Annotated in this window: 16 protein-coding genes; 6 read left to right on the top strand and 10 right to left on the bottom strand. The window is 67.3% G+C overall.

Annotation, left to right across the window (positions count from 1 at the left end; all coding sequences use genetic code 11):
- The 3 genes from K0H49_RS16540 to K0H49_RS16525 are packed head-to-tail and all read right to left on the bottom strand — an operon-like array spanning position 1 to position 4,823.
- Positions 1–1,284, bottom strand: a complete 1,284-nt coding sequence (locus K0H49_RS16540) for a biosynthetic peptidoglycan transglycosylase (protein ID WP_219214679.1) — start codon at positions 1,282–1,284, stop codon at positions 1–3.
- A gap of 21 nt (positions 1,285–1,305) precedes the next feature.
- On the bottom strand, positions 1,306–2,742 hold the full coding sequence (xrtQ, locus tag K0H49_RS30655; RefSeq protein WP_257624925.1) for an exosortase Q: 1,437 nt from the start codon (positions 2,740–2,742) through the stop codon (positions 1,306–1,308).
- A gap of 14 nt (positions 2,743–2,756) precedes the next feature.
- Complete coding sequence (locus tag K0H49_RS16525; protein ID WP_219214678.1) at positions 2,757–4,823, bottom strand: VIT and vWA domain-containing protein; 2,067 nt, start codon at positions 4,821–4,823, stop codon at positions 2,757–2,759.
- A 228-nt stretch (positions 4,824–5,051) separates the two neighbouring features.
- On the opposite strand from K0H49_RS16525, the gene creD reads away from it, so the two are divergent.
- Entirely contained in the window at positions 5,052–6,581 is a 1,530-nt protein-coding gene (gene creD, locus K0H49_RS16520) for a cell envelope integrity protein CreD (protein ID WP_257624924.1), read from the top strand.
- 15 nt (positions 6,582–6,596) lie between these two features.
- Positions 6,597–8,972, top strand: coding sequence for a penicillin-binding protein 1A (locus K0H49_RS16515; RefSeq protein ID WP_219214674.1), 2,376 nt, complete (start codon positions 6,597–6,599; stop codon positions 8,970–8,972).
- A gap of 15 nt (positions 8,973–8,987) precedes the next feature.
- Here the strand turns inward: K0H49_RS16515 and creC are convergent, their stop codons facing one another.
- Both creC and creB read right to left on the bottom strand, forming a co-directional pair.
- On the bottom strand, positions 8,988–10,427 hold the full coding sequence (gene creC, locus K0H49_RS16510; protein WP_219214671.1) for a two-component system sensor histidine kinase CreC: 1,440 nt from the start codon (positions 10,425–10,427) through the stop codon (positions 8,988–8,990).
- Between the two features lie 8 nt (positions 10,428–10,435).
- The gene (gene creB, locus K0H49_RS16505; protein ID WP_219214670.1) at positions 10,436–11,188 is read right to left on the bottom strand and encodes a two-component system response regulator CreB; all 753 of its coding nucleotides are present in this window, start codon (positions 11,186–11,188) and stop codon (positions 10,436–10,438) included.
- Between the two features lie 3,105 nt (positions 11,189–14,293).
- On the opposite strand from creB, the gene K0H49_RS16500 reads away from it, so the two are divergent.
- Positions 14,294–15,235, top strand: a complete 942-nt coding sequence (locus tag K0H49_RS16500; RefSeq protein WP_219214668.1) for a YcjF family protein — start codon at positions 14,294–14,296, stop codon at positions 15,233–15,235.
- A gap of 13 nt (positions 15,236–15,248) precedes the next feature.
- Here the strand turns inward: K0H49_RS16500 and K0H49_RS16495 are convergent, their stop codons facing one another.
- The 3 genes from K0H49_RS16495 to K0H49_RS16485 all read right to left on the bottom strand — a co-directional run bounded on the left by K0H49_RS16495 (position 15,249) and on the right by K0H49_RS16485 (position 17,018).
- Positions 15,249–16,283, bottom strand: a complete 1,035-nt coding sequence (locus tag K0H49_RS16495; RefSeq protein WP_219214666.1) for a cupin-like domain-containing protein — start codon at positions 16,281–16,283, stop codon at positions 15,249–15,251.
- Positions 16,284–16,398: 115 nt separating this feature from the next.
- On the bottom strand, positions 16,399–16,827 hold the full coding sequence (cueR, locus tag K0H49_RS16490; protein ID WP_219214663.1) for a Cu(I)-responsive transcriptional regulator: 429 nt from the start codon (positions 16,825–16,827) through the stop codon (positions 16,399–16,401).
- Positions 16,824–17,018 carry a heavy-metal-associated domain-containing protein gene (locus tag K0H49_RS16485; protein ID WP_219214660.1) on the bottom strand — a complete coding sequence of 65 codons (195 nt, stop codon included), beginning with the start codon at positions 17,016–17,018 and terminating at the stop codon, positions 16,824–16,826. Before K0H49_RS16485 ends, cueR begins: the two co-directional genes overlap by 4 nt.
- A 118-nt stretch (positions 17,019–17,136) precedes the next feature.
- On the opposite strand from K0H49_RS16485, the gene K0H49_RS16480 reads away from it, so the two are divergent.
- The 3 genes from K0H49_RS16480 to K0H49_RS16470 are packed head-to-tail and all read left to right on the top strand — an operon-like array spanning position 17,137 to position 21,477.
- Positions 17,137–19,353, top strand: coding sequence for a heavy metal translocating P-type ATPase (locus tag K0H49_RS16480; RefSeq protein WP_219214657.1), 2,217 nt, complete (start codon positions 17,137–17,139; stop codon positions 19,351–19,353).
- A 52-nt stretch (positions 19,354–19,405) separates the two neighbouring features.
- Complete coding sequence (locus K0H49_RS16475; protein ID WP_219214654.1) at positions 19,406–20,107, top strand: response regulator transcription factor; 702 nt, start codon at positions 19,406–19,408, stop codon at positions 20,105–20,107.
- A 23-nt stretch (positions 20,108–20,130) separates the two neighbouring features.
- Positions 20,131–21,477: a sensor histidine kinase gene (locus tag K0H49_RS16470; protein ID WP_374122368.1), complete on the top strand. Its 1,347-nt coding sequence runs from the start codon at positions 20,131–20,133 to the stop codon at positions 21,475–21,477.
- Between the two features lie 17 nt (positions 21,478–21,494).
- Here the strand turns inward: K0H49_RS16470 and gloA2 are convergent, their stop codons facing one another.
- Positions 21,495–22,244 carry an SMU1112c/YaeR family gloxylase I-like metalloprotein gene (gene gloA2, locus K0H49_RS16465; protein ID WP_219214649.1) on the bottom strand — a complete coding sequence of 250 codons (750 nt, stop codon included), beginning with the start codon at positions 22,242–22,244 and terminating at the stop codon, positions 21,495–21,497.
- Between the two features lie 5 nt (positions 22,245–22,249).
- Complete coding sequence (locus K0H49_RS16460) at positions 22,250–22,786, bottom strand: GNAT family N-acetyltransferase (RefSeq protein WP_219214646.1); 537 nt, start codon at positions 22,784–22,786, stop codon at positions 22,250–22,252.
- Between the last annotated feature and the right edge of the window lie 61 nt (positions 22,787–22,847).

The following is a 22,847-nucleotide window of genomic DNA, read 5'->3' as shown; positions in this document are numbered from 1 at the left end:
TCAGGACGGCGCCACGAAGCGCGCGGCCGCCACGCCCTTGAGCAGGGCCTCGCGCTGGGCGCGGCTGATGCCCCGGATGCCTTCGGCCACGCGCTTGAAACGCGCGGCATCGATGCTGCCGGTGGTCTGCCACTGCACCAGTTCGGCCGAAGGCTTGTGCAGCATGGCCGCGAGCCAGGCCGCCTGTGCGGGTTCGAGCGTGCGCGCGCTGCGGTTGAAGTAGCGCTTGGCCGCGGCCTCGGCACCGCACAGCGCGCCGCCCCAGGGGGCGTTGTCGAGGTAGAGCTGCAGGATGCGCGCCTTGCCCAGCGTCTGCTCCATTTCCACCGCATAGAGCAGCTCGCGCAGCTTGCGTTCGCCGCTGCGCTCGCTGCCGGTGATCGCCAGCTTGGCCAGCTGCTGCGTGAGCGTGCTGCCGCCGCGTTCGATGCCGCCGCGCTTCTGGTTGGCCGCCAGCGCCGCGCCCAGTTCCTCCAGATCGTAGCCCGGGTGCGTGAAGAAGCGCTGGTCCTCGGCCGAGATCACGGCGCGCGCCAGCCAGCTGTCCTTGGTCAGCTTGGCGCTGGCGCCGCAGCTGCTGCGCGCGCCCAGCAGGGCCTCGGAGCCCAGGCCGTCCACGCTGAAGCCCGCGATGCGCGGCTGCAGCGCGAGCGCACCCTCGGGCAGGCCCAGCTGGGCGCGCAGGCCCAGCGTGCCCGCGATGCGCGCCTGCTTGAGCTCGGGCAGCGTCGGCACCATCACCGCATACCAGCGCGCGATCGGGGCGTCCTCGGCGTCCACCGTGAGATGCAGCGCCTGCTGCGTGAGGCGGCCATCCCAGTGGCCCTTGAGCGCGTCGGGGGTGGCCGGGGCATTGCCCTGCGCACCTTCGGCCCCCTCGGGCTGGGCCTCGAAGCGACCCGCCAGCTGGTTGCCGTCGCGCCGCACCGTGGCGAACAGCTGCGCCACACGCACCGGCTGCGCGCCCAGCGCGGGCACGTTGACGCTGCAGGGCGCGCAGCGCATCTCGAGGTTCTGGCCGGCTTCGTTCCAGCCCAGTTGCAGCGTGCCGCTCGAGGTGTTGATCGAATGGCCGGCCAGGTGCGGTGCGAACCAGCTCGAGGTCGCCAGCCGGATGGCGGTCGGCACCCCGACCTCGAAGCGCAGCGGGCCGAGCGCGATCGGCGCCGCCCATTCGCCGCTGGCCGGGGCCAGCACCAGCCGGACGATCAGCACCAGGGCGACAAGGGCCGTCAGGCCCAGCGCCAGCAAACCCAGCAACACGAAACGCAATGTTTTCTTCACATCAAATGACTCACGAAATCCTCACATCGGCCGCGCCACGGTCACGGCCTGCCAGGGACCGTGCGACCGACCACCCGCCGCCGCCCAGTACCAGGCCGAAGTGTCGGTGAAAGCGCGGCCGTCGGCATCGACGATGCGCTCGCAGACACGCAAAGTCTGCCCTTGCTTGCGCTGGGCGGAAAAACAGCGCCAGAGCCGCTGCTGCGCATCCTCTTCCAACCGTACCTGCTCGACACGGTAACCCAGCGCGCGGTAGCAGTCGACCGCCGGATGCAGCATGCGCGTCGGCGCCTTCACCTGGCGCAGCACGAACATCGATTCGCCATCGGTGCGGCGCGCGATCGCGCCGGGAAATTGCTGTGCGAAGCGGTGCTCGACCTCGCTCAACGCCAGCGGCCGCAGCGGCGCGCCGTCCCATTCGGCGGGCCATTCGTGAAACGAGCTCGACACCGTCGACGGCACCGCCGGCGCTTGCAGCGCCTGGGCCAGCGAGAACAGCGTGCACAGCCCCATCGCCGCGGCGAACAGGCTCTTGTGCGCGATACGATGCACGAAGCGGTTGGCCAGCCAGCGGTCGAGCCAGGGCAGCGCCGACAGGTTGGGTTGCGGGCCTGCAGCCGGCGCGGCCGAGGGCCGCGCCATGGCCACGGCGATGCCGCCGCACACGATGGCCAGCAGCACCAGGCCCAGCGCGCCATGCGCCCATGGTCCGAGCGGCTGGTCCGCGCCCTCGAAGGCCACGAGGATCGCGTTGCGCACGATGTTGCCGGCCAGCACCAGCAAACCCACCAGCGGCAGCCGCGCGAAGAAGCTGCGGTCGCTGCGGCGCGCCCACAGCGCGACGACACAGGCGGTGAAGTAGCCCAGCCACACCATCTGCACGCCCGAGCAGGGTGCATCGACGATCACCAGCCGGCCGTCGACCAGCAGCGTGCTGCCTTCGCGCGACACGTCGAAGCCCGGCATCAGCAGCCAGCGGCTGGCCTCGGCGGTGAGCACGCGCAAGGGATAGCCGGCATAGAACTGCAGCGACGACAGCAACGGCAATGCCAGCACCGCCAGCCCCGCCACCGGGGCCGCGGCCATGCGGCGCGGCAGGAAGGCCAGCAGGCCGCAGGCCCAGGCCAGCACCGCGAGCAGGCCCGCAGCCAGCGGCGGCAGCACCGGATGCAGCACCGTGGCGGCCAGCGTGCCCAGCGACGCGCTCAGCAGCCAGCCCAGCCGCGGCGCGGCGCGCAGCTCGCGCCGCGCCTGCCAGACCAGGGCCGCCAGCGCGGCGATCGCGAGCAGGCCCAGCGGATCGTCGGAGCCGTCACGCATGCGCTCGACCATCCAGGTCCAGGTCGGCCAGAGCGCCAGGCCCTGCAGCGCCAGCCAGGCGGTGGCGGGCACGCGGTCGAGCCGGATGCCACCCTCGATGAAGCGTGGGTGGGTGGAGGCGATGGAAGCCAGCGACATCTCTGGACTCCTGCTCAGGATGTGAAACGACGCGTGTCGTTGCGGCGCGCGCGGCGGCGCAGCATGGCCAGCATCGCGAGCACCACGGCCACCGCGCCCAGCATCTCGGGTTCGGGCGTGCTGGGCACCTCGGCGCCCAGGGCCTGGCCCACCGCGCTGTCTTCCACGCCCTTGGACAGCGGCGAAGGCTGGTCGACGCCGGCCGCGTTCTGCGGCGCCGGGTTGCGCACCACCTTGTCGACCGCGATGAAGCTGGTGTACTGCGTGAGCAGGCTGTACTTCAGGCCCAGCTCGGTGATGCGCTTGGCGAAGGCGTCGCCGCCTTCGAGCGATTCCTGGTCGCTGAGCGCCGCGATGCGGTGGCGTGCCCACAAGGAGCGCAGCGCGGCGGCGTTCTGCGGCGTTCGGCCATCGATCTCGACCTCTTCGCGGTAGGGTCCGCTGGCGCTCTGGCCTTCGATCACCACGCGGCCGCGGGCTTCGCCGCGCCACTTGCCGAACACGATCACCGGACGCTCGCCCAGCACGTCGGGCAACACGCTCGGCTCGACGTCGTACACGTCGAGGCCGCCGAAGGTGGCACGCACATTGGTCAGCACCGGCGACTCGACCATGCGGCGGAAGCGCGCGGCCTGCTCGGGCGCCTGGATCGGGTCGGTGATGATGAAGGGCTCGCCCATGCCGGCGCGTGCCAGGCCTTCCATCAGGTGGCGGTTCACGGAAGAACCGATGCCGAAGGCGAACAGGTTGGCCTTGGAGAGGTTGCGGCGCACGAGGTCGAAGGCCTCGCGTTCGACGTCGACATAGCCGTCGGTCACCACCACCACGGTGCGCGACACATTGGGTGCCTTGGGTTCGGCATAGACGCGCTTGAGGGCCGGGATCAGCTCGGTGCTGCCGCTGCCGCTGTAGTTCTTGATGGTGGCCAGCGCCTGCTCGATGTTGGCGCGCGAGGCCGGCACCGACTTCGGCGACAGCATTTTGTTGCTGCCCGAGAACAGCATCACGTTGAAGGTGTCGCTCGGGCGCAGGCCGCCGATCAGGCGTTCGAGCACGGTCTTGGCGGTGTCCAGCGGAAAGCCGTGCATCGAGCCCGAGATGTCGACCACGAAGATGTAGTCGCGCGGCGAGATCGCGCTGGCCGCCACCGACTTGGGCGGCTCGACCATTGCGAGGAAGAAGTTCTCCGCGCCTTCGCCCTGGCCCTTGTAGAGCATCAGGCCCGATTCGATCTTCTCGCCAGCCAACCGGTAGTCGAGCACGAAGTCGCGGTTCGAGGCGGACTCCGGCGTGGCAGTGAGCGCGACACTCGCATGGCGGTCGGCATCGCTCTTCTTCACATCGATCGCATGCGTGGCCGAGCGCACTTCCTTCAAGCCCATGGGCGTGTCGAGCGCGACCTTGAGCTGGAAGCCTGCGCTCGACGGCACGCCCGCATGCAGCACGGGCTGCGCGACGTTGCGCAACGGCGAGCTTTCCGCCGCCGCCGGGCTGCGGTAGCGCGGGCCCACCACGGTGGGAAACACGAACTGGTAGTTGCCGGCGTTGGGCACCAGCAGTTCGGTGTAGCGCAGTTCGACCTTGACCTCGTCGTTGGGCAGGATGTTGGCCACGTTCATCTGGAACACGTTGGGCAGGTGCTGTTCGAGCAGCGCCGCGGTCTTGCCTTCCTTCTTGGCCGCGTCGTACTCGATGCGCGCCTGCTGCTTCTCGCGGATCTGCGCGGTGATCAGGCGATCACCCAGTCGCACGTTGAGTCCGTTGACCGCGGCCTTGGTCGAACCGGGGAACACATAGCGCGCCTCGATCGCACGCTGGCCTTCGTTGCGGTAGGTCTGCGTGACCGTCACATCGGCGATCACGCCGGATATCTTCACGTCGACCGCGGTGTTCTTCAGCGGCAGCTGGTCGACCGCCGGGTCATCGCTCTTGACGAAGAAATACGGGCTCTCGGTCTTCTCGCGCGGCGCGGCCTCCTGCGCATGCAGCGGCTGCGCGGTGAGCGCCACGAAAGCGGTGGTGGCCAGGGCCAGGGTGCCGGCCCAGAGCCAGCGTCCGGGTCGCGAAGTGTGGTGTTGCATGGCGTCGTTCCTTCTTGAATGCTTGCTTGCTGCGATCCCCTTGGCGGGGGCACAGGAAGGACTGTCGGACGCGCAGGGGAAGGCGGTGCGAAGGGACGGCGTGCTGTGTGAAGTCTGCGTGAAGTCTGCGTGCGCGACGCCTTCATACGGCCTTCCAACGCCGAAGCGAGCATCGGTGCATCGCCACCAAGGCCTTCGCCCCCAGGGGACAACAACATGTTCTTTCAGATGCTCCGCAACTCCATCCTGACCAAGGTGCTCGGGCTGATCGTGCTGACCTTGCTGCTGTGCATTCCGCTCAGCGAGATCGACACGCTCAACCGCGGCCGTGGCGACAGCCAGCGCGAGGCCGCCGAGGAACTCGCGAGCACCTACACCGGCCCGCAGACCGTGATCGGCCCGGTACTGGTGGTGCCCTACACCGAACGCTGGAACGAACTGCAGCGCAACAGCAGCGGCAAGGAGATCGGCACCGTGCAGCGCAGCGCCCAGCGCGTGCACCTGGTGTTCCCCGACAAGCTGCACATCGAAGGCGCGCTCGCGCCGCAGGAACGCTACCGGGGCATCTTCAAGATCCCGTTCTATGCCCTCGACGCCACGCTGAGCGGCGGCTTCGCGCCCTTTGAATCGCGCAAGGTGCAGCGCCTGGGTCCGAACACCAACCTGGAGTTCCGCACGCCCTACGTGGTGTTCAACCTGAGCGACCTGCGCGGCCTCGACGGCTCGCCAACGCTCACCATGCAGGGCGAGACGCTGCGCTTCGCGCAGCGCATGCCCGGCCTGTCGGAGCAGGCCTTCGGCGCCGGCATCCACGCACCGCTCGGCGGCGCGGCGCTCACGGCCTGGCTCGACGGCAAGCCGCTGCCCTTCGAGATGAAGATCGGCGTGGTCGGGCAGGAGACGCTGTCGCTGGTGCCCATCGCCGACGAGACCACCGCGCACCTGCAGTCGCCCTGGGCGCATCCGCGCTTCGGCGGCCGCTTCCTCGCGGCCGAACGCAGCGTCGACGCCAAGGGCTTCGATGCACGCTGGCGCGTGTCTTCGCTGGTGAGCTCGGCGCGCGAGCAGGTGCGCGCGGGCTGGCTCGACGACCGTGCCACGGCCAGCGCTTCGGCGGTCGAGGTGGCGCGCGCCGCGCCGGCCCGCGGGGATTCGGTCTCGGTCGAGGCCATGGCATCGACCACGCATGCCGCGCCGCCGGCCGGCCCGCTGCAGACCTTCGACGTCTCGCTGGCCCAGCCGCTGAACGTCTATGCGATGTCCACGCGCGCCGGCAAATACGGCGCGCTGTTCATCGGCCTGGTGCTGATGGCCGCCTTCATGGCCGAGCTGTTCGGCCGGCTGCGCCTGCACACGGTGCAGTACGGCCTGGTCGGCCTGTCGATCGCGCTGTTCTTCCTGCTGCTGCTCGCCTTGTCCGAGAAGCTCGCGTTCGGCCTCGCGTATGCGGCCGCGGCGGGCGCGAGCGTGGCGCTGCTGGCCATCTACTTCAGCGCCGCACTGGGCGGCTGGCGGCGCGGCGCGGGCTTCGGCGCCTATGTGGCGGTGCTCTACGCCGCGCTCTACGGCCTGCTGGCCTCGGAAAGCAACGCGCTGTTACTGGGCGCCCTGCTGACCTTCGGTATGCTGGCCGCCCTGATGCTTGCAACCCGCAAGGTCGACTGGTATGCGCTTTCGCGCAGCAATACCCAGGTACTCCCGGAAAGCCAGGAACCGATGCGCCCCGCGGCGACTCCGACCGAGCCGACCCCGCGCTGATCTCCCGAACTCCCGATGGCTTCTCTTCCTTCTCCCATTCCCTCCGATCGCGCGGCACGGCGCCGCCGCACGCTGCGCATCGGTGCCATCGCCGGCGCGGCGGCCGTCGTGGTGCTGCTCGCCGCGGGCGGCATCGCCTTGCGCACCATCGACGCGAAGCTGCCCGACGTCTCGGCCCTGGCCGACTACCAACCCAAGCTGCCGTTGCGGGTCTACACGGCCGATGGCCAGCTGATCGGCGAGTTCGGTGAAGAACGACGCCAGCTGGTGCCCATCGATGCCGTGCCCAAGGTGCTCAAGGACGCGGTGCTGGCCGTCGAGGATGCGCGCTTCTACGAGCACGGCGGCATCGACGCCAAGGGCATCGCACGCGCGCTGCTGTCGAACCTGCGCCACGGCACACGCCAGGGTGCATCGACCATCACACAGCAGGTGGCGCGCAACGTCTACCTGAGCTCGGAACAGACCTACACCCGCAAGGTTTCCGAAGCCCTGCTGGCCCTGCGGCTGGAGCGGCAGCTGAGCAAGGGCCAGATCCTCGAGATCTACCTGAACCAGATCTACCTGGGCCAACGGTCCTACGGCTTTGCCGCCGCATCCGAGGCCTACTTCGGCAAGCCGCTCAAGGACATCACGATCGCCGAAGCCGCGATGCTGGCCGGCCTGCCGAAGGCGCCGCGCAGCGCCAACCCGATGAGCAATCCGCGCCGAGCACGCACGCGCCAATTGCACGTGCTCGCGCGCATGCAGGAGACCGGCGCGATCACCGCCGCGCAAGCCAGCGAGGCAGCCACGGAGCCGCTGCAGCTGCGCGACGCCGCCGACCCGCGGCAACTGCACGCCGAATACGTGGCCGAGTCGGTGCGGCGCACGCTGTTCGCGCAGTACGGCGACAGCACCTACACGCGCGGACTCAAGGCCTACACCACGCTGGTCGCGGCCGACCAGACGGCCGCCTACCGCTCCTTGCGCAAGGGCATCCTCGACTACGAGCGGCGCCAGCCCTACCGCGGCCCCGAGGCCTTCGTCGACCTGCCGACCGAAGCCAATGCGCTCGACGAGGCGGTCGAGGACGCCCTGGCCGACCATCCCGACAACGGTGACGTGATCGCCGCCGTGGTGCTGTCGGCCAGTGCCAAGAACCTGGTGGCGGTGCGTGCCAACGGCGACCTGCTGACCCTCTCGGGCGAGGGCCTTCAGCCCGCGCGCGCCGCGCTCTCGGACAAGGCGCCTGCAACGCTGCGGCTGGTGCGTGGCGCGGTGATCCGCGTCGCCAAGGGCGCGAAGGACGATTGGGAGATCACGCAGTTGCCCGAAGTCGAAGGCGCGTTCGTGGCGCTCGACCCGCGCAACGGCGCGGTCAAGGCGCTGGTGGGCGGCTTCGATTTCGGCAAGAGCAAGTTCGACCACGTGACGCAGGCCTGGCGCCAGCCAGGTTCGAGCTTCAAGCCCTTCATCTATTCGGCCGCGCTGGAGAAGGGCTTCACGCCCACCACCGTGGTGAACGACGCGCCGCTGGCCTTCGATGCGGCGGCCAATGGCGGGCAGGCCTGGGAGCCGAAGAACTTCGAAGGCACCTTCGAAGGGCCGATGAGTCTGCGCAGTGCGTTGATGGCTTCCAAGAACATGGTGACCTTGCGCGTGATGCAGTCGATCAGCCCTTCCTACGCACAGGACTGGGTCACGCGCTTCGGCTTCGAGCGCGAGAAGCAGCCGGCCAACCTGCCGATGGCCCTGGGCGCGGGTTCGGTGACGCCGATGCAGATGGCCGCGGCCTATGCGGTGTTCGCCAACGGCGGCTACCGCGTGAGCCCGCAGCTCATCACGCGCGTCACCGATGCCCGCGACCGCGTGCTCACCGAGAACGCGCCACCGGTGCTGGACGAATCGACGCGCGCCATCCCGGCGCGCAACGCCTTCGTGATGAACACGCTGCTCAACAGCGTGATGAAGGGCGGCACCGGCAGCAAGGCCTGGCAGGCGCTGCGCCGCGACGACCTCTACGGCAAGACCGGCACCACCAACGATTCGCTCGACACCTGGTTCGCCGGCTTCCAGCCCGGCCTGGTGGGCGTGGCCTGGATCGGCTACGACATGCCGCGCCGCCTGGGCGTGCGCGGCGAGACCGGCGGCAGCCTGAGCCTGCCGGTGTGGACCGGTTTCATGAAGACTGCGCTACAGGGCACGCCGGTGGTCGAGCCGACCGCGCCCGAGGGCCTGGTGCAGATCGACGGCACCTGGTACTTCGACGACTTCACGCCTGGCCACAGCGTGGCGACGCTGGGCATGGACGACGGCGACACGCCACCGGCCGAAACGCTCACGGGCGCGCCGATCGGCACGCCACCGTCGAACGAGGAACGCAAGAGCATCCTCGACATGTTCCGCTAGCGTTTGCCGCCGAGTTCAGTGCCCTGAACTCAGCGGCAGCGTCAGCACCGCGATCGCCCCGCCGCCCTTGGCGTTGGCCAGCTCGATGCGCCCGCGGTGCAATGCCGCGATCTCCTTGACGAAAGCCAGGCCCAGGCCGGTGCTCTTCTTCTGGCCGTTGGGGCGGGCCAGCGAATAGAACTTCTCGAACACCTTGTCGCGCGCGTAGTCGGGAATGCCCGGGCCGTGGTCGCGCACGGCGACGCGCGCCTGTTTGGCGTCAGCTTCGAGGCTCAGCAGCACGGTGCTGCCGGCCGGCGAGAAATCGATGGCGTTGTCGAGCAGGTTGCTCACCGCGCGGCGCAGCAGGAAGGGGTCGCCTTCCGTCAGTGGCGTGGCGCGCAGGTCGAGCGCTACGCGCACGCCGCGCGCCGTGGCCGCACCCTGCGCGCTGGCCACGAGTTCGTCGAGCAGCGTGGCGAGTGCCACGGGTTGCGTGCGTTCGAGCGTGCGGCGCGTTTCCAGCGCGGTGAGTTCCATCATGCGGTCGACGATCTCCTGGATGCGCCGGGTCTCGCGTTCGATGTTGGCCAGGAAGTGCTCGCGTTCGTGCTGCGGCATCGACGGCTCCTGTAGCAGTTCGGCCGCGCCGCGGATCGCCGACAGCGGGCTCTTCACTTCATGCGTGAAGGTCTGCACGTAGTCGGCCACGTAGTTGCGGCCGGTGAGCGCGTCGCGCATCTCGCCGAAGCCGCCGCGCAGCGCGTCGAGCGCGCGCCGCGCCATGCGGGTCAGGCTCAGGCTCTTCTGCGCGCGGGTCCAGCGCACGTAGTCGGAGATCAGCCCGAAGGGCCGCACCAGCCAGACCGACACGATGATCGCCAGCACCAGCAGCGCGAAGGCCGAGCCGACGCCGACCCACAGCGTGCGGGCGCGCGCATCCTCGACGAACTGGCCGAAGCTCTGCACCGGCTTGCCCACGCTGACCATGCCGACGATCTCGTTGTTCCAGCGGATCGGCGCGCCCGCGTACATCACCGAGGTGCGCGGATCGACCTCGACGTCGCGCGAGGTGCGTGCGCCGTAGACGCCGGCCAGCGCGCGGCTGACGTCGATCCAGCGCGAGTAGTCGGCGCCGGTGGCACGGCCCAGCGAGTCGAAGAGCACCCGGCCGGTGCGGTCGGTCACATAGACGCGCAACTCGACGCGGTTCTTGTGCAGGTTGTAGATCTGCGCCGAGAACTGGCGCGCATAGACCGAGCGGAACAGCGGTTCGAGCCGCGCGGTGTTGATGGCGCCGGCGATCACGTCCTGCTCGATCAGGCTGGCCATGAACTGCGAGGTGTCGACCAGCGACTCCTCGGCCGACTCGCGGTAGCGCGGATCGATGTCGCCGACCACGCGGTAGAGCAGGAAGGCGATGCCTGCGGCGTAGATCAGGAGGATGCCGAGAAAGATGCGGCTGCGTCGGCTCATGCGCAGGCTCAAGGCGTCGCCGGCAATTCTTCGTTCAGCGCATAGCCGGTGCCGCGCAGCGTGCGGATCGGCTCGACCTCGGGCGCGATCGCCTTGAGCTTGGCGCGCAGGGTCTTGATGTGGGCGTCGACCGTGCGGTCGAAGCTGTCGCCCGGGTCGTCCCAGACCATCTCCAGCAGTTCGTCGCGGGTGTAGACGCGTCCCGGCCGCTGCACGAACAGGCACAGCAGGCCGTATTCGTAGCGCGAGAGGTCCAGCGCACGACCGTAGTAACGGATCTGGCGGCGCTCCCCATCGAGCAGGAAGGGCTGTGGCGCGCTGGAAGCCCCTGGGGCAGGCGGGGGTGCGGGCGTCGCGTTTGACCCCCGCGCGCTGCGTCTGAGCACCGTTCTGACCCGTGCCACGAGCTCGCGAGGCGAAAAGGGCTTGGCAATGTAGTCGTCGGCACCCAACTCCAGGCCGACCACCCGGTCGATCTCGTCGCTGCGCGCCGTCAGAAAGATCATCGGAACGGCCGAGCCGCCCGGCAGCGCCTGCAGGCGCTTGAAGAGTTCGAAGCCGTTGAGATCGGGCAGACCCACGTCCAGGATGGCCAGCGCCGGGGCCTCGCGGCTGAATTGCGCGATGGCTTCCTGGGCCGTCGGGCACCAGATGGGCGCAAAACCGTCGCTGCGCAGCACGTACTGCAGCGTGTCGGCGATGCCCGGCTCGTCTTCCGCGATCAAGATGCGGGAGTTGAAGGCGAGGGGAGCGGCGTTCATGCGGGGAATGGTAGCGATGCACCGGGCCGCCCAGGCTCGGCAACGAGGTTTTTTGCGGCCGATGGCGGCGCCGCACGGCGAAACGCGTGATTTTTTGCGTTGCAAGTTGCCCCTTGTCTTCTCTTTTATTTCTTTAATTCAAATTAATAGTAGTAGATAAGGGCCGCACGCTGTCTGTGGACAGGTCTTTATTTTCGTGATGTGACAAGGACTTGCGGTTCGGCCATGCATGTGTGCAGCTGGGTGCCGGTGCTGTCGCGGCCGCAGGGACAACTTGGGCCGCTGCGGCCGCGCTGTGCACAACCGCGCCTTCACCATGAAATTTTCCCCAACTTTGTCCTTTGACAGCGCCCGAAAATTCTGGGAAAGGGCGATGCGGTGGCCGGGACATCCCTGCTCAAGGATTGAGCATTCTGTTGTTTTTCCTTTGAAAACAAGGACTTGCGTCGGCCTTACAAGAAAGCACCTAAGTTATTCACAGTGTTACCCAGCGTTTGTGGGGAGAAATACGTCTTTTCGGACCCGCACGTCGCCGCGGCAGGTCGTTCTGGGCGCTTTTCATGTGTCAGTGTGCATTCGGCTGCGCTTTGTCACCCTCAGGAGCGCCGGGTCCGGCGCGACGGCCGAGGCGACCGTCGCGATGCATGAGCGAGCCGAAAGATGCGCCCACGATCGAATGGTTCATGCAACCCCGTGCGCGCCGTGCCCTGCCGTGCAGAAGACGAAATTCTGGCGAAATTTTTCGCGCTCTCTATCTCTAATTTCTCTTATTTAAATTAGTAGTAGTAGTAGAGGGTCCGACCGTTCTGTGGACAGGCCCTTCTTTTCCTTTCACGACAAGGACTTGCGGTGCTCCGAAGCATGTGCGCAGCCCTGCTTCGGCACTGTCTCGCGCAGAGGAACAACTTCGCCAGCGGCGCTGCCTCTGTGGACAAGTGCTCTCTTGTGCCGGAATTTTCCCCAGAGTTATCCTTTGACAAGGCCGGGAAATGGGTGGGATTTGTCGTTTCGAGTTCAAGACATCCACTGCTCAATTCTTGAGCAGTCTGTTGTTTTCCTTTTGAAAACAACGACTTAGAAACTCCCTACAGAACAGTGCTTGAGTTGTTCACAGCGTTACGCAGGTTTTGTGGGGAAAACGCTGTGTTGTTCGGCACATCGGCAGACCGGCCTGGTGGCTGTGGGTACCTCGAAAGCCATCGGGGCTGCTCCGGTGCCGCAGGCAAAAAAAAGCCCAAAAAAACGAACCTGACGCCGCCACGTCTCCAACCCTCACTTCTCTCGGTCAGCTCCGGCGCGGAAAAGAGGCGAGATCTTGTGGCGGCCAGCCGGCTATTCCTGTTCCATGACAAGGACTTGAGGCCCCTCGATCCCCGGGTACGACGCCATGGAGACATCGCTTCGCTGCCCATCGCGCGACAAGCGTCTGTGGACAACTTTGGGCTTATGCCGGAATTCTCCACAGAGTTGTCCTTTGACAGCCCCCAAAAAATCTGGGAAAGCACTTTTCGACACAAAGACATCCACTGCTCAATTGTTAGGCACCCTAAGGATTTCTCTTTAAAAACAACAGCTTGCAAGACCCTTACAAAGCAGTGCCTGAGTTATGAACAGAGTTATCCAGTGTTTGTGGGGGAAACACCGCTTTTACAGGCAGCGTGCGAACAACTCGGCACTCGGCCCCTTCGAGCGGTGCGCCGACGACGGACCGTCTCCAGGGCGCGGACGTTGATGGGGGCCCGGACCTGGGATGGCGGGCAAGTGGCCGTGGTGGTTGGCAGGTTTTCGCGCCGCCATCGGTCCAACGGGAGCGCTGGCGCGCGATGCGATGAGAGAACGAGCCTCTGACGACCAGTGATCGTTCCATGTCACGGCGAGGCGATGCCCTGGCTCCCTGCAAGGAGGAGGGCGTAGCCTGGGCCCTTTTAAAAACAAAAAAATTTCGCCTTGTCTCTATCTCTTATTTCTTCTATTTAAATTAGTAGTAGTAGATAAGGGCACCGCTTTTCTGTGGACAGGCCGCTATTTCTCTTTGGTGACAAGGACTTGGACCCTCTCGATGCGTGTGGGCAGCCCTGCGTCGGTGGTGTCCCGCGCCGGCGAACAACTTCGCTTGTGCCGAGACGTCTGTGGACAACTGTCATCTTGTGCCGCAATTTTCCCCAGAGTTGTCCTTTGACAGCACCGGAAAAATCTGTGAAAGGACTTTTCCGGAAAAAGACATCCACTGCTTAAAAATAGAGCAAGCTAAGTATTTCTCTTTGAAAACAAGGACTTGCGGGGGCTTTACAAGACAGTGCTTGAGTTGTGCACAGAGTTACCCAGTGTTTGTGGGGAGAAGAGGTGAGGGCTGAGGCGCGCTGCGGATAACTTGTGCGCGCGCGATGGGCGCCGGCGACCCAGGGCTGGAATCCCCCCGGACCGGGTGCCGAGGCTTGGCGCCGACCTCGCGATCGGTTTTGAGGAACGACGACCATCCGAGGAGGCACAGCGGCCAGGAACGGTGGCGAGGCGTGAGCGAGTCGATCAAACTTTGGCGAGCTTTCGCCCGCAATGCGTTGGCCGCGCATATCGCAGGGCGAAGGATGAACTTCGGGCGGTTTTTATGCGAAAAAATTCGTCCTTTTCTCGCCTCTTCTTTCTTCCATTCGAATTGTTCGAACAGCGTGGTAGTCCAAGTCTGTGGACAGCGCCATATTTCCTTGGTGTGACAAGGACTTGCAGCGCATGAATTCTTGTGGGCATCGTCCTGGCGGCGCGGTGTCGGCGGGAAGAAAAAGTGCTCTGGCGCGGCGGTGACTGCCAGCGGCAGGCCGGTTGTGCACGAATTATCCACAGGGTTGTCCTTTGACAGGGGGTGAAAAATCTGGAAAAGCGCTTTTCCAAAAAAAAGACATCCACTGCTCAGAGATTGAGCATTCTGTTGTTTTTCTTTTGAAATCAATGACTTGCGATGCTCTTACAAGAAAGCACCTGAGTTATTCACAGAGTTACCCAAGATTTGTGGGGAGAAAGCGGGCAACAGGCGCCTTCGGCCTCAGCATTGACCGACCAGGCTTCTGAACGTCGCCGCCCCGTCTCCCATCCCCGAGGAAAGAAAGCACCGTGAACCCGTCCGAAACCCGCGCCATCGTCACCCTGAGCCTGCTGGCCGCCTTTGTCGATGGCGACAAGCACGAGCGCGAACGCGCCGAGATCAAGCGCATCGCCGAGGGCCTGTCGCAGGCCGATGGCGTGCACTTGCCCACGCTCTACCAGGATGTGCTGATGAAGCGTGTGTCCTTGCCGGACGTGAGCGCGGCACTGCTCAGCAGCGAGTCACGGCAACTGGCTTACGAGATGGCGGTCTGTGTGTGCGATGCCGATGGTGCGCAATCGGACGCAGAGCGTCTTTTCCTCGCGGACGTCCGCTCATCGCTGGGGCTGGACGCCGAGCAGGCCACGCAGTTCACGGCGCAGGCTGAGGCATTGGCCACGGCATCGGTCGCATCCACTGCGCCGACAGCCACGCCGGCCGCAACGTCCACGGTGGACGAGGCCGCGCTCGACCAGTCGATCCTGAATGCCGCGATCCTCAACGGCGCGCTCGAACTGCTGCCCGAGACGCTTTCGACCATGGCGATCATCCCGCTGCAGATGAAACTGGTCTATCGCATCGGCCAGGCGCATGGTTACGCGCTCGACAGCGGCCATGTGAAGGATTTCATCGCCACAGTGGGTGTGGGCCTGACCTCGCAGTACCTCGAGCAGGCCGGCCGCAAGTTGCTGGGTGGCCTGCTCGGCAAGGTGGGCGGTGGCCTGCTGCGCGGCGTGGGCCAGCAGGCCGTGAGTTCGGGCATGAGCTTTGCCACGACCTATGCACTGGGCCATGTCGCCAAGCGGTACTACGGGGGGGGCCGGACCCTGTCGACGCAGATGCTCAAGGACGCCTATGCCAGCGTCACGAAGGAAGGGCAGGGCCTGCAGGTGCGCTACCTGCCGGCCATCCAGGAGAAGGCGCGCACCCTCGACCCCACACAGATTCTTTCGATGGTGCGCGGGGCCTGATCCGGAGGGCGCGTCAGTCCGTCGGTCGACGAAGGTGGATCTGCCGGCGCGAGGGTTCGGGCGCGACGGCCGCGGACATGGGCGCGAGCCATTCCGGAAAGACGAGCTTGTGAGCCAGGCCCGGCTTTTCGACCTGCAGCCGTTCCAATGTGTCGAGCAGCACGCCCAGGCCCCGCATCCACGAGCGCTTGAGCCGTGACTTCATGTCCGGATGGCTGTCCGGGGTGCCATAGGCGTCGGCGGTCAGTCCGTTCCAATGCATGCCGTCGAGCATGTTGGTGCAGACCGAGATCGACACCGACAGCGCGCGGGCGGCATGCCACCAGCCTGCAGGCACGAAGATCATGTCGCCCGGTTTCAGGACCGTGCGGTACTGGACCGCAGCCGCCAGCAAGGGGAAGCGCACGAGATCCTGCATCGCGGGATCGTCGACCGACGACTGGTTGGGCCTTTCCGGCTTGGGATAAAGCTTCGGCCCGTCTTCCGGTGCGTACATGATGAATTCCTTGTCGCCGTAGATCTCGGTGATCGCCGCGTGCGCGGCTTCGCCGTCGTAGTGCATCACCGGAAACTTGCTGCCCACGCCACCCACCAGCAGCTTGAGGTACCCGTCGGGCCGCTGCCAGCGCGTGGGCATGAGCGGGCTGGCATAGCGGCGGGGGAAGGCATACGGATTCTGCGGAATCAGGTCGGGCAGCACCTCCGGCAGCACCTCGTGCAGGAAGGACCGGTGCATGTACGGGCCCGGCGCATCGGCACTCGAGGCGATGACGCGGTCGATGAATTCGTCGAAAGGGAGGGTCTCGTCGTAGGCGATCGGCATGGGCTTGCTGCCGAAGCGCTGCTGGAAGTAGGCCGGTGTCCACTGGCGCATGGCGGCCCACTGCCTTCCGACGTTGGAGATCACCACCGGCCGGCCGGGCCGCATGTATTTCTCCAGGAAATGCTCGTAACTCAGGTCATCGGCATCGATCTTCTCGATCGGCTGCCAGACCGCGGCAACACGGCACGGCGCCATGTCGGTAGCGAAAGGACCGTCGTGTGCCATGGCAGTGGTTGTAAGTTTTAGTACTTAAATACTAGAAATATGGCCGTACCTCGGCAATGGCTGTTTTGTAATAGATTGTGTGGCAACGCCGTCTCCTTTCTGGCTCCGCCTCGTCTCAGCGGCCGGCCAGGTCATCCAGGATCGGGCAGTCGGGTCGCCCGTCTCCGTGGCAGCAATGCACCAGGTGCGACAGCGTGCGCTGCATCGCCTGCATGCTGGCGATGCGTTCCTCGAGGTCGTCGAGGTGGCGTTGCGCAATCTTCTTCACGCTCGCGCTGGCACGCCGGCGGTTGTGCCAGAGGCCCACCAGTTCGGCGATCTCTTCCATTGAGAAGCCCAGGTCGCGCGAGCGCTTGATGAACTGCAGGCTGTGGATGTCGGCCTCGGTGTACTGGCGGTAGCCGCTCTCGGTGCGCGCCACGTCGGGGAGCAGGCCCAGGCCTTCGTAATGCCGCACCATGCGCGCCGACACGCCCGAGCGCTCGGACGCCGCGCCGATGTTCCACGGGCCGCCGCTGCCGGCGACCGACGCTGCGCTGCTCACTTCACCGCGTAGCCGGCGTTTTCGATCGCGGCCACCAGGTCGGTTCGCGGCTGTTCGCTCAGCACGTCGACATGACCGGTCGGCAGGTCGATCGTGACCTGTGCTTCGGGGTCGACACTCTGCAGTGCGTTCTTCACGGTGCTGGCGCAATGGCCGCAGGTCATGCCGGTGACTTCGAATTTCTGGCTCATGGTGTGTTCCTTGTGGAAATGAATGGAATGAGGCCTCAGTGTGAACCTTGACACCATGAAAAGGTCAAGCGAATTCGATGCTTGACCTTGCCATGGTGTGAGCCTTTAGTCTTGCCTCATGAACACTGCATTGCAAACCCTGGACATCGCCGTTGGCGGCATGACCTGCGCCTCCTGTGTGATGCGCGTCGAACGCGCATTGAAGCAGGTGGCCGGCGTGAAGGACGCCAGCGTCAATCTGGCCACCGAGAGTGCGCGCATCACGCTGGATGCGGGCGCGTCGGTAGAAGTCGATGCGCGCCTGCGGCGGGCCGTGCGCAGCGCGGGCTACGAGCCACGCAGCGCCGAGTCGGTACAGGCCGCGTCCGCCGGCGATTCGGCCTGGCAGGGCTTCGGCCCGGTCGCGGCCGGCCTGCTCCTGTCGACGCCATTGCTCGCGCCGATGCTGCTGGAGCCCTTCGGCATCCATGCGATGCTGCCGCCGCTGTGGCAGTTGCTGCTGGCCGCGCCCGTGCAGTTCTGGCTGGGCGCGCGCTTCTACCGCGCGGGCTGGCATGCGGCGCGCGCGCTCACCGGCAACATGGACCTGCTGGTGGCGCTGGGCACCAGCGCGGCCTTCGGCCTGTCGCTGTGGCTCTGGTGGCGCGCCGGGCCGGGCGAGATGCCGCATCTCTATTTCGAGGCCTCGGCGGTGGTGATCTCGCTGGTGTTGCTCGGCAAGTGGCTCGAGACGCGGGCCAAACGGCAGGCCACGTCGGCCATCCGCGCATTGCAGCAGCTGCGGCCGGAGCTGGCGCACCTGGTCGGTCCGCGCAGCGAGACCGACGTGCCGCTGGCCGAAGTCATGGCCGGCGACCGGCTGGCGGTGCGCCCGGGCGAACGCGTGCCGGCCGATGCCCAGGTGATCGAAGGCCAGTCCGAAGTCGACGAATCGATGCTCACCGGCGAGCCGCTGCCCGTGGCCAAGGGCCCGGGCGATGCGCTCACCGGCGGCTCGGTCAACGGGGCAGGGCGGCTGGTGGTCGAGGTGCGTGCGGTCGGCGCCGAGAGCGTGCTGGCCCGCATCATCCGGCTGGTGGAAGACGCGCAGGCGGCCAAGGCGCCGATCCAGCGCCTGGTCGACAAGGTGTCGGCGGTCTTCGTGCCGGCGGTGCTGGTGATCGCGCTGCTCACGCTGGCCGGCTGGCTGCTGGCCGGTGCGGGCGCCGAGGCCGCGCTGGTCCACGCGGTGGCGGTGCTGGTGATCGCCTGCCCCTGCGCGCTGGGCCTGGCGACGCCGGTGGCGGTGATGGCCGGCACCGGCGTGGCGGCCAAGCGCGGCATCCTGATCAAGGATGCGCGTGCGCTGGAGCTCGCCCACCGGGTCGACACCGTGGCCTTCGACAAGACCGGCACGTTGACGCTCGGCCTGCCCACGCTGACCGAGTTCGTGCCGGCGGCGGGCAGCGACGTGCATGAACTGCTCGCGGTGGCCGCAAGCCTTCAGCGCGGCAGTGGCCATCCGTTGGCCAAGGCGGTGCTCGCCGCAGCGGCAAAGCAGGGCATCGATGCGGTGGCGGCGCGCGACATGCAGTCCACCTCGGGCCGCGGTGTGCGCGGCTTCGTCGGCGCATCGGAATGGGCCATCGCCAGCCTGCGCTGGTGCGAGGAGCTGGGGGCGCTGCCCGACGCCGTGGTGGTCCGGCATCTGCAGCAGCAGGGCGCGACGGTGTCGGCGCTGCTGGCCTTCGGTGCCGAGGGCGCGCCGCAGGTGAAGGCCTTGCTGGCCTTCAGCGACGAGCCCAAGCCCCAGGCCGCGCAGGCGGTGGCGGCCTTGCGGGCCCGCGGCCTGCGCGTGGTGATGATCTCGGGCGACAACCGGCATGCGGCATTGGCCATGGCCGCGCGCGTGGGCATCGCGGCCGAGGACGTGCGCGCCGAGGTGCTGCCGGCCGACAAGGCCGCGCAGGTGACGGCCTTGCGCACCGACGCAAGGGGCGGGGTGCATGTGGTGGCCATGGTGGGTGACGGCGCCAACGATGCGCCCGCACTGGCCGCGGCCGACGTGGGCATCGCGATGGCCAACGGCACCGACGTGGCGATGGAGGCCGCCGGCATCACCTTGATGCGCGGCGACCTGGCCCTGGTGGCCGACGCGCTCGACCTGTCGGCGCGCACCGTGGCGAAGATCCGGCAGAACCTGTTCTGGGCCTTTGCCTACAACGTGATCGGCATTCCCTTCGCGGCCTTCGGCCTGCTGAGCCCGGTGGTGGCGGGCGCCGCGATGGCGGCCTCGAGCGTGAGCGTGATGGCCAATGCGTTGCTGTTGCGCCGCTGGCGGCCGAACAAGGGCTAGGCTTGGTGTAGAAACGCAGCACCTGCGGCCTCTCCTTTTCTTTTCTGCCCCCATGCGAATCCTGTTGATCGAAGACGACGCCGTGCTCAGCGACATGATGTTGCGCAGCCTGCGCGATGCCAACCACCGTGTCGACCTGGCGACCAACGTGGAAGATGCCGACCACCTGTGGCGCGTGCAGCTGTTCGACGCGGTCCTGCTGGACCTCACGCTGCCCCTGACGGCCAGCCGCACCAGTGGCCTGGCCAGCGGCTTGCACGTGCTGCGCCAGGCGCGCGGCCGCGGCGACCGCACGCCGGTGCTGGTGCTGACGGCGCGCGACCGCACCGACGAACGCATCGCCGGCCTCGATGCCGGGGCCGACGACTATCTCGGCAAGCCTTTCGACCTGGCCGAGGTGGAAGCGCGGCTGCGCGCCCTGGTGCGCCGCGCACAGGGCACCGAGGACGTCTCCACGCTGGGTGGCCTGCGCCTGGACCGCAAGGCGCGGCGCTTCGGCGTGGCGGGCGTGCCGCTCGACCTGCCGGCACGCGAGTTCGAGGTGCTGTGGGAGCTCATGAGCCCGCCCGGCCGCACGGTGAGCAAGCGGGCGCTGTCGGACAAGCTGTCCACCTTCGACGAGTCGCTGGGCGACAACGCGCTCGAGGCCTTCATCTCGCGGCTGCGCAAGAAGCTGGCCGGCAGCGGCGCCAGCATCCGCACTTTGCGCGGCCTGGGCTACCTGCTCGAAGCCGAGACCGAGGCAGACGCCTAGTGCACCCGGCGACGCCGCAGCCCGTGGCGCCGTCGCTGACCCGGCGCGTCCTGCGCGGCGTGCTGCTGCCGCTGGCGCTGACCTGGCTGCTCGGCACCGGCAGCGCGCTGGTCGTGGCCAACAGCTTCACCGAGCAGGCCTTCGACCGCACGCTGCTCGACGATGCCTACGCGGTCTCGTCCAACGTGCGCGCCACCGAGAGCGGCATCGAACTGCTGCTGACGCCGCGCGAGGTCACGGCGGTGCTGTTCGACCAGATCGAGAGCGTGCACTTCGCGGTGCGCAAGATCGACGGCAGCCTGCTGGCCGGCGACGAGACCCTGCATGCGCCGGTGCCTGAGGGCGAGGCGCATCACCGCTTCTCCGACATCGTGTTCCAGGGGCAGCGGGTGCGCGCCGTGGTGCTCAACCACGAGGCACCGAATCCCTACCGCGTGCTGGTGGCGCAGACCACGCGCACGCGCGTCGCGCTGGTCGAACGCCTGCTGGCCTACGTGCTGGTGCCGCAGTTGCTGCTGCTCGCGCTGCTCGCGGCCTGGCTGTGGCGTCGCATCGACCGCGAATTGCGCCCCCTGGGCGAGCTCGAGCGGACGCTGGGGCGGCGCGATGTCAACGACCTGTCGCCCGTGCCCGTGGCACACAGTTCACGCGAACTCGAAAGGCTGGGCGACGCGATGAATTCGCTGTTCGGGCGGGTCGCGCACAGCGTGCGTGCGCAGCGCGAGTTCGCGGGCAACGTGGCGCACGAACTGCGCACGCCGCTGGCCGGCATCCGCGCGCTGGCCGACTACGGCCTCACGCAGACCACGCCCGCCATCTGGCGCGAACAGCTCACCCGCATCGCGGCCAGCCAGGCGCGCGCCAGCCATCTGGTCGATCAGCTGCTGGGCCTGGCCCTGGCCGACGAGGGACGCACGGCCCTGCGACGCGAACCGGTGCGCCTGGACGACCTGGTGGAGCAGGCCGTGATGCGGCACCTGGCACAGGCCGATGCACAAGGCGTGGACCTGGGCGCGCGTGGCCTCGAGGGCACGCCGGTGACGGTGCAGGCGAGCGTCGCGCTGATCGAAGGCATCCTCGACAACCTGATCGACAACGCGCTGCGCTACGGCGGCCGCACCATCACCGTCGAGCTGGCGGGCACTATGCTGTCGGTCGTGGACGATGGTCCCGGCATTCCGTCGGAGGCGCAGCGTGCGCTGATGGAACGCTGGGCCCAGGGTCCCGATGGCCAGAAGCTGGGGCAGGGCGCGGGCCTGGGCCTGTCGATCGTGGCGCGCTATGCGGAGCTGCTGGGGGCGGTGCTGCGGCTCGAGGCCGCGGAGCCGACCGGGCTGCGGGTCAGCGTGGCCTTCGGCGACGCGGCCTGAGGGCGCAGCACAGGGCGCTACAGCGGCGTGCCCTGGTGAAACACCATGCGCCACCGACCCTGACGGCATTTCCACAGCGAGCTGCGCAGCGAGTCCGCCGCGGGGCGTTCGGCGCTCGCGTCGCGATGCACCCGGTAGGTCGCCAGCGCCACGTCGTTCGCCACCCGGGTCACGCGAAAATCCGTCATCTCGCGCGAAGAGAAGGCTTCGTTGCGCAACGCATCGATAATGGCCTCGCGAGTCCATGCGGCGCCGGACGCGCCGAGTTCATGAAAATCCTCGTCCAGCAGTTCCTTCAGCCGCGTGGCGCTTGCGCGCACCTCGCGCAGATGCAAGGCCCCTTCGAGTTTCAGCAGCAGCGCATCGAGCGCACCGGCTGGCGCGGCTTCGTAGAGTTCGAGCGGAAGGCCGTCGGGGTCGGCGAAGAAGGCGAAGCGGCGACCGGTGAATTCGTCGACGCGCAAGGGTTCGACGGCAACGCCCTGGGCTGCCAGTTCATCGGCCGCGGCCTGCACGTCCGGCACTTCGAAGCACAGGTGGCGCAGCCCCTGTGCCTCGGGCCGCGTAGGCCGTGCGGGGGCGCCGGCAAAGGAAAAGAGCTCGAGCTGCGAGCCGTCGGGCAGGGCGAGGTCGAGCTTGTAGGAGTCGCGCGCGGTGCGGTGGTTTTCCGCGATCACGCGCAGCCCGAGCAGCTCGGTGTAGAAGCGCTTCGACACGGCGTAGTCGCCGCAGATGATGGCCACATGGTGGATGCGCTCGAGCTGCATCGTGCTCACCGCAAGCGCTTGCGCAGGAACACGCGCGTGCGGCCGTCGAGCGTCTCGCGCCTGTATTCGACGTAACCGATGCGCTGGTAGAGCGCGCGGTTCTCGGTCATCTTCTCGTTGGTGTAGAGGTAGATCGACGCATGGCCCTGGCGCACCGCCTCGTGCTCCGCGTGTTCGAGCAGGACGCGCCCGACACCGGTGCCCTGGTGCGCCGGCTGCACGGCGATCACGTCGATGAGGAAGCCTTCGTCGGTCATGTCGAGCAGCAGCGTGGCCACCGTCTCGTCCCGCAGCGTGGCGAGCCACACCTGCACCTTGGCGATGGCCTCGACATAGTCACGCTGCATCGGCCGGGGCTCGACGCCAAGGCGCGGAACGTACAGGCGAAAGGCGTCGTGCACGCAGGCCCTCACGGCCGCGGCATCGGCGGCCATGGCGCGCCGCAGCGTCCAGGGGATGCCGGACGGCGGCGTGAGGGGGGATGCGGCGGGGGGCGCGGGCACGAGGCCTGCAGCGGCCTGTGGTTGCGCAATGCGGGCCATGGCGGTTCTCTCCTGTGGGCGGACGAATGGTCCGCCGGATCTTGCCATGGCTCCTAGCGGC

This window comes from Variovorax boronicumulans, assembly GCF_019352895.1.
GTDB lineage: Bacteria > Pseudomonadota > Gammaproteobacteria > Burkholderiales > Burkholderiaceae_C > Variovorax > Variovorax boronicumulans_A.
The sequence above is the reverse complement of the archived record's forward strand: the minus strand, read 5'-3'. Positions and strand labels throughout refer to the sequence as shown.

Coding starts and splice junctions, on each gene's coding strand:
- K0H49_RS16525 (WP_219214678.1), bottom strand. CDS start 4,823: ATGCAACACCACACTTCGCGACCCGGACGCTGGCTCTGGGCCGGCACC.
- creD (WP_257624924.1), top strand. CDS start 5,052: ATGCTCCGCAACTCCATCCTGACCAAGGTGCTCGGGCTGATCGTGCTG.
- creB (WP_219214670.1), bottom strand. CDS start 11,188: ATGAACGCCGCTCCCCTCGCCTTCAACTCCCGCATCTTGATCGCGGAA.
- xrtQ (WP_257624925.1), bottom strand. CDS start 2,742: ATGTCGCTGGCTTCCATCGCCTCCACCCACCCACGCTTCATCGAGGGT.
- creC (WP_219214671.1), bottom strand. CDS start 10,427: ATGAGCCGACGCAGCCGCATCTTTCTCGGCATCCTCCTGATCTACGCC.
- gloA2 (WP_219214649.1), bottom strand. CDS start 22,244: ATGCAGCTCGAGCGCATCCACCATGTGGCCATCATCTGCGGCGACTAC.
- K0H49_RS16475 (WP_219214654.1), top strand. CDS start 19,406: ATGCGAATCCTGTTGATCGAAGACGACGCCGTGCTCAGCGACATGATG.
- K0H49_RS16480 (WP_219214657.1), top strand. CDS start 17,137: ATGAACACTGCATTGCAAACCCTGGACATCGCCGTTGGCGGCATGACC.
- K0H49_RS16515 (WP_219214674.1), top strand. CDS start 6,597: ATGGCTTCTCTTCCTTCTCCCATTCCCTCCGATCGCGCGGCACGGCGC.
- K0H49_RS16495 (WP_219214666.1), bottom strand. CDS start 16,283: ATGGCACACGACGGTCCTTTCGCTACCGACATGGCGCCGTGCCGTGTT.
- K0H49_RS16460 (WP_219214646.1), bottom strand. CDS start 22,786: ATGGCCCGCATTGCGCAACCACAGGCCGCTGCAGGCCTCGTGCCCGCG.
- K0H49_RS16485 (WP_219214660.1), bottom strand. CDS start 17,018: ATGAGCCAGAAATTCGAAGTCACCGGCATGACCTGCGGCCATTGCGCC.